Source organism: Mesorhizobium sp. M1217 (genome assembly GCF_040318275.1).
Classification (GTDB): domain Bacteria; phylum Pseudomonadota; class Alphaproteobacteria; order Rhizobiales; family Rhizobiaceae; genus Mesorhizobium.
Window position 1 is genome coordinate 44,912 of sequence record NZ_JAMYMA010000016.1, and the last position, 17,778, is coordinate 62,689.

General features: G+C 64.8%; 16 protein-coding genes. 6 read left to right on the plus strand and 10 right to left on the minus strand.

Going from position 1 to position 17,778, the window contains the following annotated elements; genetic code table 11:
* The first annotated feature begins 24 nt into the window (after positions 1 to 24).
* The 5 genes from NKH37_RS24505 to NKH37_RS24525 all read left to right on the plus strand — a co-directional run bounded on the left by NKH37_RS24505 (position 25) and on the right by NKH37_RS24525 (position 8,223).
* Positions 25 to 768 carry a nucleotidyltransferase family protein gene (locus NKH37_RS24505; RefSeq protein WP_353005990.1) on the plus strand — a complete coding sequence of 248 codons (744 nt, stop codon included), beginning with the start codon at positions 25 to 27 and terminating at the stop codon, positions 766 to 768.
* Positions 765 to 3,902 (plus strand): double-strand break repair protein AddB, encoded by a 3,138-nt coding sequence (gene addB / locus NKH37_RS24510; RefSeq protein WP_353005977.1) that lies wholly within the window; start codon positions 765 to 767, stop codon positions 3,900 to 3,902. The genes NKH37_RS24505 and addB overlap by 4 nt, the downstream gene beginning before the upstream one ends.
* Positions 3,899 to 7,411, plus strand: coding sequence for a double-strand break repair helicase AddA (addA, locus tag NKH37_RS24515; protein ID WP_353005976.1), 3,513 nt, complete (start codon positions 3,899 to 3,901; stop codon positions 7,409 to 7,411). Before addB ends, addA begins: the two co-directional genes overlap by 4 nt.
* A 73-nt stretch (positions 7,412 to 7,484) precedes the next feature.
* The gene (gene trxA, locus NKH37_RS24520; protein WP_023677558.1) at positions 7,485 to 7,808 is read left to right on the plus strand and encodes a thioredoxin; all 324 of its coding nucleotides are present in this window, start codon (positions 7,485 to 7,487) and stop codon (positions 7,806 to 7,808) included.
* Between the two features lie 133 nt (positions 7,809 to 7,941).
* Complete coding sequence (locus tag NKH37_RS24525) at positions 7,942 to 8,223, plus strand: cupin domain-containing protein (protein ID WP_353005975.1); 282 nt, start codon at positions 7,942 to 7,944, stop codon at positions 8,221 to 8,223.
* Positions 8,224 to 8,269: 46 nt separating this feature from the next.
* On the opposite strand, the gene NKH37_RS24530 is transcribed toward NKH37_RS24525, so the two are convergent.
* The 6 genes from NKH37_RS24530 to NKH37_RS24555 all read right to left on the minus strand — a co-directional run bounded on the left by NKH37_RS24530 (position 8,270) and on the right by NKH37_RS24555 (position 13,947).
* Positions 8,270 to 8,689, minus strand: coding sequence for a VOC family protein (locus NKH37_RS24530; RefSeq protein WP_353005974.1), 420 nt, complete (start codon positions 8,687 to 8,689; stop codon positions 8,270 to 8,272).
* A 62-nt stretch (positions 8,690 to 8,751) separates the two neighbouring features.
* Positions 8,752 to 10,077: a bifunctional folylpolyglutamate synthase/dihydrofolate synthase gene (locus NKH37_RS24535; protein ID WP_352495241.1), complete on the minus strand. Its 1,326-nt coding sequence runs from the start codon at positions 10,075 to 10,077 to the stop codon at positions 8,752 to 8,754.
* A gap of 62 nt (positions 10,078 to 10,139) precedes the next feature.
* Entirely contained in the window at positions 10,140 to 11,066 is a 927-nt protein-coding gene (gene accD, locus NKH37_RS24540; RefSeq protein ID WP_023718290.1) for an acetyl-CoA carboxylase, carboxyltransferase subunit beta, read from the minus strand.
* Positions 11,067 to 11,161: 95 nt separating this feature from the next.
* Entirely contained in the window at positions 11,162 to 12,001 is an 840-nt protein-coding gene (gene trpA / locus NKH37_RS24545; RefSeq protein ID WP_352484473.1) for a tryptophan synthase subunit alpha, read from the minus strand.
* A gap of 2 nt (positions 12,002 to 12,003) precedes the next feature.
* On the minus strand, positions 12,004 to 13,254 hold the full coding sequence (gene trpB / locus NKH37_RS24550) for a tryptophan synthase subunit beta (RefSeq protein ID WP_023718292.1): 1,251 nt from the start codon (positions 13,252 to 13,254) through the stop codon (positions 12,004 to 12,006).
* Positions 13,255 to 13,287: 33 nt separating this feature from the next.
* Entirely contained in the window at positions 13,288 to 13,947 is a 660-nt protein-coding gene (locus NKH37_RS24555) for a phosphoribosylanthranilate isomerase (protein ID WP_352816658.1), read from the minus strand.
* Positions 13,948 to 14,114: 167 nt separating this feature from the next.
* On the opposite strand from NKH37_RS24555, the gene NKH37_RS24560 reads away from it, so the two are divergent.
* A complete protein-coding gene (locus NKH37_RS24560) occupies positions 14,115 to 14,333 on the plus strand; it encodes a hypothetical protein (protein WP_023718294.1) in 219 nt (72 codons plus the stop codon).
* Between the two features lie 9 nt (positions 14,334 to 14,342).
* On the opposite strand, the gene NKH37_RS24565 is transcribed toward NKH37_RS24560, so the two are convergent.
* From NKH37_RS24565 to NKH37_RS24580, 4 genes are all read right to left on the minus strand, one after another.
* Positions 14,343 to 15,101 (minus strand): M48 family metallopeptidase, encoded by a 759-nt coding sequence (locus NKH37_RS24565; RefSeq protein WP_023718295.1) that lies wholly within the window; start codon positions 15,099 to 15,101, stop codon positions 14,343 to 14,345.
* Positions 15,102 to 15,199: 98 nt separating this feature from the next.
* Positions 15,200 to 15,676: a DUF2852 domain-containing protein gene (locus tag NKH37_RS24570; RefSeq protein ID WP_352495238.1), complete on the minus strand. Its 477-nt coding sequence runs from the start codon at positions 15,674 to 15,676 to the stop codon at positions 15,200 to 15,202.
* 116 nt (positions 15,677 to 15,792) lie between these two features.
* A complete protein-coding gene (locus NKH37_RS24575; RefSeq protein WP_352484470.1) occupies positions 15,793 to 16,935 on the minus strand; it encodes a benzoate/H(+) symporter BenE family transporter in 1,143 nt (380 codons plus the stop codon).
* Positions 16,936 to 16,939: 4 nt separating this feature from the next.
* Positions 16,940 to 17,710, minus strand: a complete 771-nt coding sequence (locus tag NKH37_RS24580; RefSeq protein ID WP_352484469.1) for an alpha/beta hydrolase — start codon at positions 17,708 to 17,710, stop codon at positions 16,940 to 16,942.
* Positions 17,711 to 17,778: the final 68 nt, after the last annotated feature.

Genomic DNA, 17,778 nt, shown 5'->3' on the forward strand with positions numbered 1-17,778 from the left:
TCGGGACCGATGCCGACGACCGCCATGGTGCTTGCCGCCGGGCTCGGCAAGCGCATGCGGCCGATCACCGAGACTATGCCGAAGCCGCTGGTCAAGGTCGCCGGCAAGACATTGCTCGACTGGGGGCTGGACAGCCTAGCCGAAGCCGGTGTCGCCAAGGCCGTCGTCAACGTCCATTACCTGCCGCAACAGATCGTGGACCATGTAGCCCCCCGCAGTGCGCCGAGAATCGTCATCTCGGATGAGAGCAGCGGCCTGCTCGACTCTGCCGGCGGCATCGTCAAGGCATTGCCCAGGTTAGGGGCACCCTTCTATGTGCTCAACGCCGACACCTTCTGGATCGACAGCGGCGTTTCCAATCTCAGGCGACTTGCCCTTGCATGGGAGGGCGCGACAATGGACATTCTGCTGATGCTTGCGGATCTCCAGTCGGCAACCGGACATAGCGGCGGCACCGATTTCCTGATGGCGCCGGACGGCGCGTTGCGGCGTGCGAACAACGATCCGGCCGGCCTGATCTATGCCGGCGCCGCAATCGTCCATCCGCGCATCTTCAAGGACGCGCCGGCCGGCCCGCTGTCGCTCAACGCCTATTTCGATGCGGCAATCGCCGCCGGCCGCCTGTTCGGCATGACGATGCGTGGCCATTGGATCACTGTCGGTACACCCGACGCGATCCCGCGGGCGGAAGCAGCGGTCGCCGCCGCGCTTGCCGGCACGCCTGATGCTCTTGCTGAGGCACCCGGCGCTCTTACCGAGTCGAAATGAGCGGCTCCCGCCGCGTTTTCTCGATCCCGCCCGGAGCGCCGTTCCTGCCGACGCTGGCCGAGGCGCTGCTTGCAGGGCGCCTGGTTCCCGGCTTTACCTATGATGGCGATCCGCTGGTGCTGGCCGATCTCACCATCTACGTGCCGACGCGCCGTGCAGCGCGGGCGCTTCGCGGCGTCTTCGTCGATGCTCTCTCGCGCTCGGGAAGCCGTTCGGCGATCCTGCCGGTCATCCGCCCACTTGGTGAGTTTGATGAAGATGAAGCCGCCTTCGAGACGGAAGCTTCGGCCGCCATCGACTTTGCGCCGCCGATCGCCGCGGTCGAGCGTCTTCTGCTGCTTGCGCCGCTGGTGCGGGCGTGGAAACGCCGCCTGCCGGCACATGTCGCGGCATTGTTCGACGAGGAGATCGTCATCCCGGCCTCCGCCGCCGACGCCATCTGGCTGGCGCGCGACCTTGCACGGCTGATGGATGAGATCGAGACGGAAGGCACGGATTGGGCGAGGCTCGCCGACCTTGTAACCGGCAACCTTGCAGGCTGGTGGCAGGTGACGCTCGATTTCCTGACCATCGTGACTGAGAACTGGCCGAAGCTGCTCGAGGAACGCCGTCGCTCCAATCCGGCAGCGCATCGCAATGCCCTGATAAGGCTGGAAGCGGCGCGGCTGAAGCGCAATCCACCCGCCGGGCCGGTGATCGCCGCCGGCTCTACCGGCTCCATCCCCGCCACGGCCGAGCTGCTTGCCGTAATCGCCGGTCTGCCCAATGGCGCTGTTGTGCTGCCCGGCCTCGACCGGACGCTGGACGAGCCGTCCTTTGCCGCCGTCAGTGCACCTGGTGCGCGGCCGGCTTTGCTTGGCCATCCGCAATACGGCCTGGCAAAGTTGATCGGCAAGATCGGGGTGCTTCGGGCCGATGTCGGGGAGCTTGCTGTTGCGCCGCGGCCACTTGCGCTGCGCGCCGCACTTGTCGGCGAGGCGCTGCGGCCGGCGGAGACCACCGAGCTCTGGGCCGAGACGCGCGCGCGCTTCACCGCTGGCGATAGTGCCGAGGCCTTCGCTGGTGTGACGCTTCTCGAGGCCGCCAGCGAACGCGACGAAGCCGTGGCGATCGCCGTTGCGCTCAAACAGGCCGTCGAACGGCCCGGCCAGCGCGCCGCACTGGTCACCGGCGACCGCGCGCTGGCGCGACGCGTCTCGGTCGAGCTGTTGCGCTTCGGCGTCGCCGCCGACGATTCCGGCGGCACGCCGCTCATCAACACGCCAGCCGCCAGCCTGCTCCGGCTGGCGCTTCAGGCGGCGTTCCGCCCGGGCGATCCGGTCGCCCTGCTGTCACTGCTCAAGCATCCCTTGCTTGGCCTCGGCCTGGAGCGGGCAAGCGTCCGCCATGCGGCCGAAATCGTCGAACTCGTGGCGCTGCGCGGCGGCACCGGTCGCCCGGACGTCGCGTCGCTGCCGCAACTCTTCGGTGCCCGGCTTGCCGAATTCGACGACGGCGGCAATCGCCGCCCGCCTTTCTGGCGATCGCGCCTCTCGGTCAGGCGCATCGAACAGGCGCGCGATCTGCTGATCCGGCTAACGGCTGCGCTGGCGCCGCTGGTTGCCTTTCGCGGCGAGGAGAATGCCGATCTTGCCACACTTGTGCGCGCCAGTGTCGGCGTGCTCGAAAGCCTCGGCCGCGCTGCTGACGGAAGCCTCAGCGAACTCTATGCCGGCGATGCCGGTGAAAAGCTTGCCGAGCTCTTGCGCGGTCTGGTCGCGGCCTCGGTGTCGTTCTCCTTCGCCGCGGACGAATGGCCCGACGTGATGGAGGCGCTGATTGCGCCCGAAATGGTCAAGCCGGCGCAGGGCACCGACAGGAGCATCGCCATCTGGGGCGTGCTGGAAGCGCGGCTTCAGGATATCGACACGCTGGTCGTCGGCGGACTCAACGAAGGCGTGTGGCCGCGCAAGCCGGAGAGTGACCGCTTTATGTCGCGGCTGATGAAGACCGGCATCGATCTTGAACCGCCCGAACGGCGCATCGGCCTTGCCGCCCATGATTTCCAGATGGCCATGGGCGCCAAAAAAGTGGTGCTGGCTCGCTCCGCCCGTTCCGGCGACGCTCCGTCGGTGCCATCGCGCTGGCTGCAGCGTATCCTTACCTTCGTCGGCGAGGACCATGCCGCGGCACTTCGCCGGCGCGGCGATGAGCTGCTTGCCTGGGCGCGTGCGCTCGATGCCGGCGAAAAGCAGGACTTTGCGCCGCGGCCGCAGCCGAAACCGCCGCTCGCCCTGCGGCCGCACCACTTCTCGGTCACCGAGATCGAGACGCTACGTCGCGACCCATATGCGGTCTATGCCAGAAGGATACTCGGCCTGATGCCACTCGATCCGGTCGTTCGTGATCCGGGCGCTGCCGAGCGCGGCACGCTGTTTCACGCCATTCTGCACCTCTTCTCAGCGAGGGTGGCCGACCCGCGCGCGCCGGAGGCGCTGGACGGGCTCATTGCCGCCGGCCGGTCCTGCTTTGCCGAGGCTGCCCTGCCCGCCGATGTCGAGGCGGTGTGGTGGCCGCGCTTCGAAAAGCTTGCCGCCGGCATTATCGAATGGGAGCGCGGCCGGGCCGCCGCCGTGGTACGGCGGCACGCCGAGGAACACGCCGAAAAGACCGGCGTCGGCCGATCCGGCGTGACCCTGTCCGGCTATGCCGATCGCATCGATCTGCTGGCCGGCGGCATGGCCGACATCCTCGATTACAAGACCGGCTCCTCGCCATCCAAAGCGCAGGCGCACACGCTGCTCGCGCCGCAACTGGCGCTGGAGGGCGCGCTGCTGCGTCGCGGCGCCTTCAAGGAGCTTGGCGCATGCGAGCCGTCGCAATTGGCCTTCGTGCGGCTGAAGCCGAACGGAGAGGTGTTCGAGGAATCGATCCTCGAATACAACCGCAAGCCGCGAACTGCCGCCGATCTCGCCGAAGAGGCTTGGGCGCGGCTGGAAAAACTGCTGATCCACTACGCCGACCCGGCGACCGGCTATCTGTCGCGGGCGCTGCCGTTCCGCGAAGGTGAGACCGACGGCGCCTACGACCATCTCGCCCGCGTGCTGGAATGGTCCGCCGGCGGCGACGCCGACGAGGAGGGAGGGGAGGCGTGAAGAAGGCCTATCCCATCCCGAGCGACACCGCCGCCAGCCAAGCGAGCGCCTCCGACCCGCATAACTCCGCATGGGTGTCGGCAAACGCCGGATCGGGCAAGACCCATGTGCTCGCCCAGCGCGTCATCCGGCTTTTGCTGCGCGGCACCGATCCGTCCAAGATCCTGTGCTTGACCTATACGCGCGCCGCCGCCGCCAACATGTCGAACCGGGTGTTTTCGACCCTGTCGCAATGGACGGCGCTTGGTGATGCCGAGCTCTCGACACGGATAGAGGCGCTGGACAGCCGCCAGCCCGACCGCGAAACCATGCGCCGGGCGCGGCGGCTGTTTGCCGAGGCGCTGGAAACACCGGGCGGGCTGAAGATCCAGACCATTCACGCCTTCTGCGAATCGGTGCTGCATCAGTTCCCGCTGGAAGCCAACATCCCGGCGCATTTCGAAATGCTTGATCCGCAAATGGAGGCTTCGCTGTTCGCCGCCGCCCGCCGCGACATGATCTCCGGCGGCGTTGCAGGCGATGCGGCACTGGCCGAGGCTTTCGCCACCGTGCTGGAGCGCGGCGGCGAACATGGGCTCGACGCGTTGCTAGGCGAGATCGTGCGCAAGCGCGACGGTTTGCGCACCTTCATCGCCGCGGCCGGCGGCGATGGTTTTCAGGCGCTGTTCGACGAGTTCCATTTCCGCGCCGGCCAGACCGCCGAAGGCATCGCCGCCTCGGTCTGGCCGCTGCCCGGCTTCCTGCCGGATTATCTCGTCACCTTTTCACGGGCGGCCGAGGCCGCCGATGCGCGCATCGTGCTGAACAATCTGCTGCCATACGCCCGTCTTGCCTTTGCCGAGGACGATCCGGTCCGACGCCTGAATTTGCTCTCCAAGGCTTTCCTGAGGGCCGATGGCGAGCCTTATGATCCGGCAAAGACGTTCAAGAAGGCGCTGCTCGACCGGCTGCCCGATCTTGCCGAACGTTATCTCGTGGCGGTCGACGCTATTCTCGAAATCTCCGACCGCCTGGCCTTGTTCAGGATGTTGGAAGGCACGCGTGCCGCGCTGACCATCGCCGACTGGCTGATCGCCCGCTACGAGCAATTGAAGCGCGCCCGCGGCTTCCTCGACTTCAACGACCTGATCACCCGCACTGTCAATCTACTGGCGCGGCCCGACGCCGGCCCATGGGTGCAATACAAGCTCGACCAGGGCATCGACCACATCCTCCTCGACGAGGCGCAGGACACCAGTCCCGACCAGTGGGACGTGGTCAAGCGGCTGGCGGAGGAGTTCTTTGCCGGGCTCGGCGCCCGCGACGCCGTCCACCGCACCATCTTTGCCGTCGGTGACGAAAAGCAGTCGATCTATTCCTTTCAGGGGGCCGCCCCGGATTCCTTTGCTGACAGCCGGCTTTTGTTTGCCGGCAAAGTTAGAAGCGCCGCCGCCGCCTTCGCCGATCTCAAGCTGACCTGGTCGTTCCGCTCGACCGACGACGTGCTTGCGGCGGTGGATCGTGTCTTTGCCGACCCGAACGTGCGGCGCGGCATCAGCCACGATCCCGATCCGCTCGACCACAAGGCGATCCGCACCGATGCGCCGGGTTATGTCGAGGTCTGGCCCTCGATCGGCGCCGATGTCGTCGACGAACCAGACGATTGGACGCAAGCGGTCGACCATGCCCATGCGCCGGCAGTACGCGTCGCTGAAAACGTCGCGGCAACCATTGCCGGCTGGATCGGCGGCGGCGAGACTATCGAAGGCCGCGGCAAGAAACTGCGGCCCGGCGACGTGCTGGTGCTGGTGCGCAAGCGCGATCGCTTCGTCCATGCGCTGACGCGGGCGCTGAAGCGCCGCGACATTCCGTTGGCCGGCGCCGACCGGCTCAGCCTGCCCGGCCACATCGCGGTGAAGGACCTGATCGCACTCGGCCATTTTCTCATCCAGCCGCAGGACGATCTGTCGCTGGCCGCCGTGCTGCGCAGCCCGATCTTCGATGTCTCGGAAGAGCAGCTTTTCGCGCTTGCTGCCGAGAGGCCGTCGGGCGTCTCGCTGTTCGCCTCGCTGCGCCGGCATGCCGGCGAAAGCGAGGCGTTGGCCGCCGTCGTCAGCCGGCTCGACACATGGTCCAACGAGGCCGCATTCAAGCCGGTGTTCGAATTCTATGCCGCAGCTCTCGCCCGCGACGGCCTGCGCAAGAAGATGATCGCGCGGCTCGGGCCGGAGGCCGGCGACATCCTCGACGAATTCCTGAATTTCTGCCTGGCCGAGGAGCGGACCGGCCTGCCGGGACTGGAATCCTTCCTGTCGACGTTGGAAAACGCCGGCCCCGAGATCAAGCGCGAAATGGACCAGACCCGCGACGAGGTTCGCGTCATGACCGTGCATGCCGCCAAGGGCCTGGAAGCGCCAGTGGTATTCCTTGTCGATGGCGGCTCCGCGCCGTTCAGCGACCAGCACCTGCCGAGATTGATGCCGTTCCAAGGCTCGGGCGACCGCTGGGAAGGCAAGGGCTATCTCTGGCGTTCGGCCAGCGATGTCGCTAATGGATTTTCACGCGCCGCATCGGCCCGCGCCCGCGAGCTCGCCGACGACGAATACCGCCGGCTGCTCTATGTCGGCATGACCCGCGCCGAGGATCGGCTGATCGTCTGCGGCTACCATGGCAAGCGGGCGCCGAATACCGGCACCTGGCATTCGGTCGTCAGCCGCGCGCTGGTCGGCGCCGCCGAAAGCGCGGAACGCCGGCATCCCGCCACTGGCGAGACCGTGCATCGTTTCCAGGTGACGAAGCTGCCGCCCATGCCGCTGGCGGCAGTGGATGAGGCACGCCAGGCGGAACGCTTTGCGCCACTGCCGGAAACCCTGTTCCAGCCTTTGCCGCCTTTCGAGGAACTGCCGCGGCCGCTCTCGCCGTCCGGCGCCTCGGTGCTGATCGACGAGGCGCGGCAAGCGGTGGCCGACACGCGTTCGCCGGTATTGGATGCCGACGCCGAGCCCGGCTTTGCCGTGATTCGCGGGTTGGCGCTGCACAAATTGCTGCAGATGCTGCCCGGCATCGCCGAAGGAAAACGCCAGGATGCCGCCGAGCGCTATTTGGCGCGCGCCGGAGCTCAATGGCCTGAAGACGAGCGCGACAAAGCCTTGGCTGGCGTTTCCAGAATTCTTGCCGACAGCCGCTTCGCGCCGCTGTTTGCACCAAACTCGCGCGCTGAAGTCGCCATCATGGGCAGCCTGGAGGTGAGGGGCAAACTGCGCTCGATCTCCGGCAAGATCGACCGGCTGGCGGTAGCGCCGGACAAGGTGTCGATCGTCGACTACAAGACCAACCGGCCTGCGCCGGCGACGCTCGCCGAAGTGCCCCCCGCCTATGTCTTGCAGCTTGCATTGTATCGCGCGCTGCTTCAGCCGCTCTATCGGGGACGCGAGGTCTTGGCGGCGCTGCTGTTCACCGAAGCCCCGCGGCTGATCGAGCTGCCGGCGGCGGCGATGGACGACGCCCTTGCTCGACTCACGGGAGCGTGACACAACACCTGCTTGAAGACGGACGCGATCACCACCACATTTGGTGCGACGAACAAATCGAAAGGATCTCAGCATGGCCACCGTCAAGGTCGACAAGAGCAATTTCCAGGCCGACGTGCTCAACGCCAAGGAGCCGGTCGTGGTCGATTTCTGGGCGGAATGGTGCGGCCCGTGCAAGATGATCGCCCCGGCGCTCGAGGATATCGCCATCGAACTCGGTAGCAAGATAAAGATCGCCAAGCTCAACATCGACGAGAATCCTGAGCTGGCTGCGCAGTTCGGCGTGCGCTCGATCCCGACACTGATGATCTTCAAGGGCGGCGAAGTCGCCGATATGAAGGTCGGTGCTGCGCCGAAAACAGCATTGTCGCACTGGATCAACGGCAGTCTCGCCTGATCCGATCAAAGTTTTGCAGAAAAGCCCGGCCTCGTGCCGGGCTTTCTTTTTGCTGGCGTCATTGGTGGGCCGCTCTGGCACTCGCGGCTTGCCGCCCCGTATTCTTCTCTTCTGAATACAAAGGAGAAGCGATATGACCGGATCCGCCAAGGCCACCGTCTTCATCGACAATGAGCGCGTCATCGTCACCGAATACCGCTTCGCCCCGGGCGACAACACCGGCTGGCACCGCCATGGCCACGACTATGTGATCGTGCCGTTGACCGACGGCAAGGTGAAGCTCCTGACCAAGGATGGCCAATCCTTCGCCGAAATGAAGAAGGGCGCGCCGTATTTCCGCAACGAGGGCGTCGAACATGACGTCATCAGCGCGAACGACGGCGAATTCGCCTTTATCGAGGTCGAGCTGAAGTAATCCACCAAGCATCGGCTGCGCCGCCACATTGTCCGGCGACGCGCGATCACCAATCCGCGATACGATCGCCGCCGACGAATTGTGCGCTTTTCTCAGTGTATTCGAACAGTTCGATCTTCACGCCGTTGGGGTCGCGGATCCAAGCCTGGTAGGTGTCATCGCACGCGCGTTTCTTTGAGGTGACATCAACCCCCTTTGACCTCAGGTGGGCGATCGCGGCGTCGATGTTTTCCACTTCGAGGCAGAAGTGGTTGATCTGGTTCAAGTCGCTATAGCTCGCGCCGTCTTTCTGGAACACCTCGACATGGCTACGGCTGCCGCAATTGAGATAGAAGCCGAAAATCTTGCCGTCGCGCAGGAAATTGAACTGCGTATCCATGCCGAGGACGTCTCGATAGAAGCTTCGCGTCTTCTCTAGGTCATTCGCGAAAATGCAAACGTGAGCGAGCTGCTTTACCTTGATCATGACTGGCTCCTCGCGGTGATCTGATGAGTCTGGCGTTATCGTGGCATGGGTGGAGGCACGCCTCAAACCGGCGGCGTGCCGTTTTCGGCCAATACCGCACCGGCCAGGTAAAGCGATCCGCCGATCAGGATGCGCGGCGGCGGTCCGTCCCATGTATCGCGCAGCAGCATCAGTGCATTCGCGACGGAACTGACGGGTTCGGCCGACAGGCCGGCCTCGATGGCGCGCGTCGCCAGTTCGTCGTTCGGCACGCCGGCGTCGCTCGTGCTCACCGGCACGGTGTAGACATGCCGCACCAGCCCTTTGAAGGCGCGGAAATAGCCGCTCTGGTCCTTGGTGTTGATCATGCCCGAGATCAGGAACAGCGGCCGCGGGTTCTTTTCCTCCTGCTCGGCCAGCGCCTCAGCGACGACCACGCCGGCGCCGGGATTATGGCCGCCGTCGAGCCAGATGTCGGCGCCCTTCGGCGCCAGTTCGGTCAGCCGGCCCAGCGGCAGCTTTTGCATGCGGCCCGGCCAGGCGACATTCGCCATCGCCTTCTCGGCAGCGCGGTGGCTGATCTCGAAGCCCGCCGCTTTGACCGCCGCGATCGCCGCTGCCGCATTGGCGAATTGGTGGCGCCCCGGCAGGCGCGGCGGCGCCAGGTCCATCAATCCGTCTTCGTCCTGATAGACCATGCGCCCGTTTTCCTCATAGGCGAGGAAATCCTGGCCATAGACGAAGGCGGGGCAGTCGAGCCGTTCGGCGGTTTCGATGAGCACCTGCTGCGCCGTCTCGCTTTCCTGCGCGCCGATGACGACCGGGCAACCGCGCTTGATGATGCCGGCCTTTTCGGCGGCGATCAGTTCAACGCGGTCGCCGAGATAGGCTTCGTGGTCGAGCGAGACCGGCATGATCACCGACACGGCCGGCTCGGCGATGACATTGGTGGCGTCGAAGCGGCCGCCAAGGCCGACCTCGAGGATGACGGCATCGGCCGGATATTCGGAAAACAGCACGAAGGTGACTGCGGTGAGGATTTCGAACACGGTGATCTTCTGGCCTTGATTGGCCTTGGCGACGCGGGCGATGGCTTCGGCGAAGACCTTGTCGTCCACCAGCCTGCCGCCGCCATCGGCGGCCAGCCGGTAGCGCTCATGCCAGTTCACCAGATGTGGCGATGTGTGGACATGGACGCGGTAGCCGGCGGCTTCGAGCAGCGCCCGTGAAAAGGCGGCACAGGAGCCCTTGCCGTTGGTGCCGGCGATGTGGATGACCGGCGGCAGCTGGTCCTGCGGGTTGCCGAGGCGCTCGAGTAGCCGCGAAATGCGGTCAAGCGAAAGGTCGAAGCCCTTCGGGTGAAGCGCCATCAGGCTTTCGATTTCGCGGTCGGCGGCAAGCGTGGTCATGAAGGAATCCTAAGCGTGCGCACAACGGCACACAACAGCCGCCCGCGCCGCATGATGTCGTGTCAGGCTTGCGGCCTGGCCTCGACCGGGATCACCGACGGCGGCAGGATTTCCGGCTCCTGCGATTTTTGCTCTTCCGGCAGCTTGAGCAGCATTCTCAGCAGCCGCGCAATCGTCTGGCGCATCTCCAGCCGTGACACCACCATGTCGACCATGCCGTGTTCCATCAGATATTCGGCGCGCTGGAAGCCGTCGGGCAGCTTTTCCCTGATGGTCTGCTCGATGACGCGCGGGCCGGCAAAGCCGATCAGGGCGCCGGGCTCCGCAATGTGCACGTCACCCAGCATGGCGTAGGAGGCGGTGACGCCGCCGGTCGTCGGGTTGGTCAGGACGACGATGTAGGGAAGGCCGGCCTCCTTCAGTCTGTCGACGCCGACCGTGGTCCGCGGCAACTGCATCAGCGACAGGATGCCTTCCTGCATACGGGCGCCGCCGGAGGCCGCAAACAGGATCAGCGGCCGCTTGCGCTGCAGGGCGACCTCAAAGCCATGCACGATGGCGTCACCGGCCGCCATGCCGAGCGAGCCGCCCATGAAGGCAAAATCCTGCACCGTCACCACCACCGGCAGGCCTTCGACGGTACCCAGCGCATTGATGATGGCGTCTTCCATGCCGGTCTTGGCCTTGGCATCCTTCAGCCGGTCTACATAGCGCTTCTCGTCGCGGAACTTGAGTGGATCCTGCACCACCTTGGGGTTTTCCAGCGTTTCGTATTTGCCGTCGTCGAGGAAGAACTTCAGCCGTTCCTTGGCCGATATCTTCATATGGTGGCCGGAGGACGGGATGACGAACTGGTTCTGCTCCAGATCCTTGTGGAACACCATTTCGCCGGTCTCGGGATCCTTGATCCACAGGTTTTCCGGCATGTCGGTGCGGCGGCCGAGCATCGAATTGATCTTCGGGCGGACGTAATTGGTGATCCAGTTCATCGCTTCGGCTCCTGTCCTTACGAAGAGTTAGACCATGATCCCGAAAAGTGGAAACCGGTTTTCGGCAAAGATCATGGTCAACCAGATGATCAAGACTATTCGGCGGCAGCAAGGCGAGCCGCGCGAACCCCTTGCGACAGCCCGCTGACCAGCGTGGCGACAGCTTCTGCCGGATCGGCGGTCTTTTCGCCCTTCGGCCCGAGCACGTTGGCGACCGCATTGACGATCGCCGTGCCGACGACGACGCCGTCGGCCGAGGCACCGATGGTGCGCGCCTGCTCGGCTGTCTTGACGCCGAAGCCGACGCAGACGGGCAGGTCGGTATGGCTCTTGATGCGCTTGACCGCTGCCGCCACCTTGCCGGTGTCGGCCAGCGCCGAGCCGGTAATGCCGGTCATCGAGACATAGTAGACGAAGCCCGACGTGTTCTGCAGCACCTTGCGCAGGCGCTTGTCGTCGGTGGTCGGGGTCGCCAGCCGGATGAAGTTGATGCCGGCCTTGAGTGCCGGGATGCAAAGCTCCTCGTCCATCTCCGGCGGCAGGTCGACGACGATCAGCCCGTCTATGCCGCTGGCCAGCGCGTCGCTCAGGAAGCGCTTGACGCCGTAGATGTAGATCGGATTGTAGTAGCCCATCAAGACAATCGGCGTTTCATTGTCGCCGGCGCGGAATTCCGAGGCCATCTTCAGCGTCTTGACCAGTGTCTGGCCGCCCTTCAGCGCCCGCAGGCCGGCCGCCTGGATCGCCGGGCCGTCGGCCATTGGATCAGAAAACGGCATGCCGAGCTCGATGATGTCGCTGCCGGCGCCAGGCAGCGCCTTCATGATCGACAGCGACGTGTCGTAGTCGGGGTCGCCGCCCATGAAATAGGTGACGAGTGCCGGTCGGCCTTCGGCCTTCAGCTTCGCCATGCGGCGGTCGATACGGGTGGTCATGATCAGATCTCCATGCCCAGCATATTGGCCACCGTATGCACGTCCTTGTCGCCGCGGCCGGACAGATTGACGATGACGATCTGGTCCTTGTCCATATCAGGCACGATCTTCACCGCCTGCGCGATAGCGTGGGCGGATTCCAGCGCCGGAATGATGCCCTCGACGCGCGTCGTCAGCTGAAACGCCTCGAGCGCCTCGTCGTCGAGGATCGGCACATAGTCGACGCGGCCGGAATCGCGCAGCCACGAGTGCTCCGGCCCGACGCCGGGATAGTCGAGCCCGGCCGAGATCGAGTGGCCGTCCATGATCTGGCCGTCGGCGTTCTGCAGGAGGTAGGTACGGTTGCCATGCAGCACGCCGGGCGCGCCGGCACTCATCGAAGCGCAATGCTCGATGCCATCGAGGCCGCGGCCGCCGGCTTCGACGCCGATGATGCGAACCTCTTTGTCGTCGAGGAAGGGATGGAACAGGCCGATGGCGTTGGAACCGCCGCCGACACAAGCGATGATGGTGTCCGGCAGCCGGCCTTCCTGCTCGAGGATCTGGGCGCGCGCCTCGGTGCCGATCACCGATTGGAAGTCGCGCACCAGCTCTGGATAGGGGTGGGGGCCGGCGGCGGTGCCGATCAGGTAATAGGTGTCCTCGACATTGGTCACCCAGTCGCGCAACGCCTCGTTCATGGCGTCCTTCAGCGTGCCGTGGCCGGCGGTCACCGGCCGCACTTCCGCGCCCAGAAGCTTCATGCGAAAGACGTTGGGGCTTTGCCGGGCGACATCGGTCGCGCCCATATAGACGATACAGGGAAGCCCAAAGCGCGCCGCCACTGTAGCGGAAGCGACGCCATGCTGGCCGGCTCCGGTCTCGGCGATGATCCTCGTCTTGCCCATGCGCTTGGCGAGCAGGATCTGGCCGAGGCAGTTGTTGATCTTGTGCGAGCCGGTGTGGTTCAGATCCTCGCGCTTGAAATAGACCTTTGCGCCGCCCCCGAGGCCCTTCGCTGCGGAAACCTCGCGAAGATGCCTGGTCAAGCCTTCGGCGAAATAGAGCTTCGACGGCCGCCCGGCGTAATGCGTCGAGAGATCGGTCAGTTCGGCCTTGAAGTCCGGATCGTTCTTGACCTCGTTCCAGTGCCGCTCCAGCTCAAGGATCAGCGGCATCAGCGTTTCGGCAACGAAACGACCGCCAAAAATGCCGAACATGCCCTGCTCGTCGGGGCCGGTGCGGAAGGAATTCGGTATCGCCGGCTTATCCATCGCCGATCTCCTGGTCTGTGGTTTGAAGCGTGGTCAGGCGGCGCGGTTGTCGCGTGCTGCCCCGACGGCCCGGAAAAATTGTTCGATCAGCGCCGGTTCCTTGACGCCCGGCGCGCTTTCCACGCCTGAGGAAAGATCTATTCCGCGCGGGTTCGCCAGCCGAAGGGCGTCGCCGATATTGCCGGCATTGAGCCCACCGGAAAGCATGTAATCGACGCCGGCGTCAAGGCCGGCCAGAATGCGCCAGTCGAAGGCAAGACCGTTGCCGCCCGGCAGTTCCGAACCCTTAGGCGGCTTGGCATCGAACAGAAAGCGGTCGGCAATGCCGATGAAGGGTTTAACCCGCTCGAGATCGGCAGCCTCGCTGACCGGCAGTGCCTTCATCACCGGCAAGCCGTAGCGCGCCTTCACCTCAGCCACCCGGTCGGGCGTTTCGGCGCCGTGAAGCTGCAGCATGTCGGGCTGCATTTTTTCGACGATCTCGTCCAGGAACGCGTCGCTGGCGTCGACCGTCACCGCAACCGCCTTGGTCTTGCCGCGCGCCGCTTCGCGCAGGCGGCCGGCTTCCACCGGCTCGACATAGCGCGGGCTTTTGGCAAAGAAATTGAAGCCGACATGGCTGGCGCCGCCGGCCAATGCCGCGGCCAGTGCCTTGTCAGTCTTCAATCCGCATATCTTGATGTCCAGCGCCATGGCGCGGGATTGGCACGAAACGACCAAAGAGTCGAGAAAAAGCATCCTGTTTGCCGCCGGCGCGGAACGCGCTACCTTGCTAATGTAAGAGCGGAACGCGCCACCTTGCTAATATAAGAGCGCAACGCGCTACCTTGCTCAGGCACAAAGGCGGGAGAACAAAGACCATGCCGGAAAAGACCGTCGCGGAACTCAGGCAAAAGCTGGCGCAGGCCCATGAGGTCATCGCTCATTTGATGGACAAGGCAGCCTTCAACGGCGCGGAGGCGCATCGGGCGCTGGCTTATTTCAGCAACGATGGCTTCGAGAAGGATTTCCTGCCCTGGCCGCGCCATGTCGACGAGGGATTGCGGCCGGAGGAGTTGAACGCCGCCAACGACGATTGAATCGGACAACTACTCGAACGTGATCGCCTGCAGCGCGCCGCCATTGCGCTTGAGCCAATCCTTGCAGCGCTCGGTGTCCGGGCACAGCTGCTCGCATAATTTCCAGAATTTCGGGCCGTGGTTCATCTCCTTGAGATGCGCCACCTCGTGCGCCACGAGGTAGTTTATCACCGGCCGCGGCGCCATCATGATGCGCCAGGAAAACGACAGATTGCCGTCCGACGTGCAGGACCCCCAGCGGCTCGACGTATCCTTGAAGCGGATCGCCTTGGCGCGCTTGCCGACCGCAGCACTGTGCTTGGTCACCAGCGCCTCGATCTCGCGCTTGGCTTCGCGCTTGAGGAAATCGGCGATGCGGCGCGGCAGATGCAGGCGCTCACCATGCACGATCATCAGCGGACCGCGCTCGTCGCGCGACAGCGTGACTGTACCGCGTTTCGACGGTTCATGGACGATGCGATGCGGCACACCGCGCACCGGTATCTTGATGCCGGGCCGCACCTGCGGCCGGTTGGGCACCTTGGCCAGCCTTTGCTCCAGCCAGTCCTGATGACGGTCGAGGAATCTTTCCACCTCGCCGCGCCGCAGCCCCGGCGGCACGGTGATGCGCAGGCCGCGGCCGCCGGAGTCGATGCGCAGCGTCAGGCGCCGCGCCCTGTCGTTCTCGACGATCTTGAGCGGCAGCGTGCGGCCGGCAACGCAATGCTCGCGCTCCACGACGGGCGTGGGCTTGGGTTTCGTCGGGGTGCGAAAGAAGCCGAAGGACATTCCGGGACGATACGTGATTCGAGGGAAACGACTAGAACAAAAAAGAAACGGCGCCGCTGACGCGACGCCGTTGGATTATCTATCTGGGCACGGGACCCTTACTCGTCGAGCAGGCCTGGCGTGGACTTGCCGGTGGTTTTGTTGTTCGTCGTCGACCCGGTCGTGGGAGACGTCGACTTGTTGCGGTTGGCCATGAAACGATCGAACTCTTCCTGGTCCTTGGCGCGGCGCAATTCGCGGGCATATTCGTCGAACTCGCTCAGCATCTCGTCGAGCTTGCGGCGTTCCTCGGCAAGCCGCTCGAGTTCCTTTTCGCGCCAGTCGTCGAAAGCGACGTTGCCGGTGCGGGCGGAGCCATGCCCCCAGCGCGCGGCCTTGTCGGAACCGCGGCGGCAGCCGGCGAAGATGCCGTCGGTGGCGCGGTTGACGTCGCGCTTGAAGCCGTCGAGCCGGTCGCCCCAGATGATGTAGGCGAGCATGGCGAAGCCGAGCGGCCAGAACACCATGAACCCGATCACCATCAGCGCGATGGTCGCCGGCGTCCAGGCCGGACGGATCAATGCAGATGTGTTCATTTCTCCCAATCCTTCAGTTGGAGACAGCCAAATCCGGCTGCGTGGAATCGAAATGGGATGGAGAAAACGGCGATTCAAGACAGCAACCGCCAAAACCGGACAAGCGGCTGAAATGATTATCGCTTTTTGAGCATTTCAAGGAAAAGCACGACCAATCCGGCGATCAGGCCCCAGAACGCCGCGCCGACGCCGAACAGCGTCAGCCCTGATGCGGTGACGGCGAAGGTGACGGTAGCGGCCATCCGCTCGTCCTCGTCTTTCAAGGCGATCGACAGCGCATTGGCGAGCGGTGCCATCAGCGCCAGGCCGGCGACCAGCGCGATCAGGCTCTGCGGCAATACGGCGAAGATCGCCACCAGCGAGGCGCCGAACAGGGCAAAGACAAGATAGGCCAGCGCGTAGAACGGGCCGGTCTTCCAGCGCTCGGCCGGATCAGGATGCACGTCGGGTCCGGTGCAGATCGCCGCCGAGATCGCCGCCAGATTGGTCGTCGAGGCGCCGAACGGCGCCGTCAGCAGCGAAAACAGGCCGGTGACGCCGATCAGCGGCCCGGGTTCGGGATGATAGCCGGCTGCCCTCAGCACGGCGAGGCCGGATAGGTTCTGCGAGGCCATGGTGACCAGATAGAGCGGCAATGCCAGGCCGATGATCGAAGCGGCGGTGAACTGCGGCATTACCAGCGTCAAGCTCGAGAGTTCCGGTGCCGGCAGACCGCCGACCCGGTCGGTAAGAAAGGCCGCGAGACCGCCGCCGATCAGCACCAACAGCACCGACAGCGCCGGGTTGAACAGGCGGATGACGAAGAAGACCGCAACCAGCGGCAGGATCAGCCAGGGGTCGACGGGCACGGTCTTCACCGCATTGATGGCGAAGGTTACGACGATGCCGGCCAGCATTCCGGACGCGACCGAAGCCGGTATTCTGGCGATCAGCTTGGTCAATGGCCCGAACAGGCCGGTGGCGACCAGCAGGACCCCGGTGACGATGAAGGCGCCAACCGCCTCGCCCATCGAAAAGCCGGTCGATGCGGCGATCAGCGCGACGCCCGGCGTCGACCATGCGGTGATGACCGGCATTTTCGTGCGCCACGACAGCCACAGGCTCTCGATGGCCATCGCCAGGCAGAGTGCCGTCACCCAGCTTGCGGTCTCGACCTGCGTTGCGCCGACCGCCTTGGCGGCGGCAATGACGATGGCCAGCGTACCGCCGAAGCCGACGATCGCCGCCACAAAGGCGGACACCGGAATGGAAATGCGCATGTCTCTATCCCGCCTGCCGCACCATCGCGTCCACCGCCCGCACCAGCATATCGAGATCCTGAGGTCGCGACAGGCGGTGGTCGCCGTCCGGAATGAGCGACAGCGTGACGTCGTCGGCCGGCAGCAGGCCGACCAGCTTGAGCGCATGGCTCGACGGCACGTCGGGATCGGCCAGGCCTTGCAGGATATGGACCGGACAGTGCGTGTCGACCGGCCCGGTCATCACCCGGTTGCTGCGGCCGTCCTCGATCAGAGCGCGCGTGTAGATGTAAGGCTCGGCTGAATAATCCGACGGCTCTTCGAAAAAACCCTTTTTCCTGAGGTCGCGCTTCTGCGCTCCGGTCAGCACCGGCTCCACCAGTTCGAACGTGAAATCGGGCGCCGGGGCCAGCAGCACAAGGCCGGCGACGCTGTTCTCGCCCGCCTTACGCAATTCCTGCACCATGCGCAGCGCGATCCACGCGCCCATCGACGAACCAACCAGGATTTGCCTGCCCTGGGTGAAGCGGCGGAAAACCGCCAGGCTCTCGCCTAGCCATTTCGAGATGGTGCCGTCGGCAAAGGCGCCACCCGATTCGCCATGGCCGGAATAATCGTGGCGCAGGAAGGCCCGGCTTTCTTTGCGCGTCCATTCCGACAGGGTTTCGGCCTTGGTGCCCAGCATGTCGGATTTGTAGCCGCCAAGCCAGACGATGCCGGGCTCGGCACCTGCCGCATGCCTGACGGCGATGCTCGTCCCGTCGACGTCTAGGAAGATCGGGGTGGTGGTGCTCATGGTGTATTCCCTCGCGCCGGTCTTTTGGCACAAGCGGGGGTTCAACGAAAAGTGCTCTGTTACTTTCT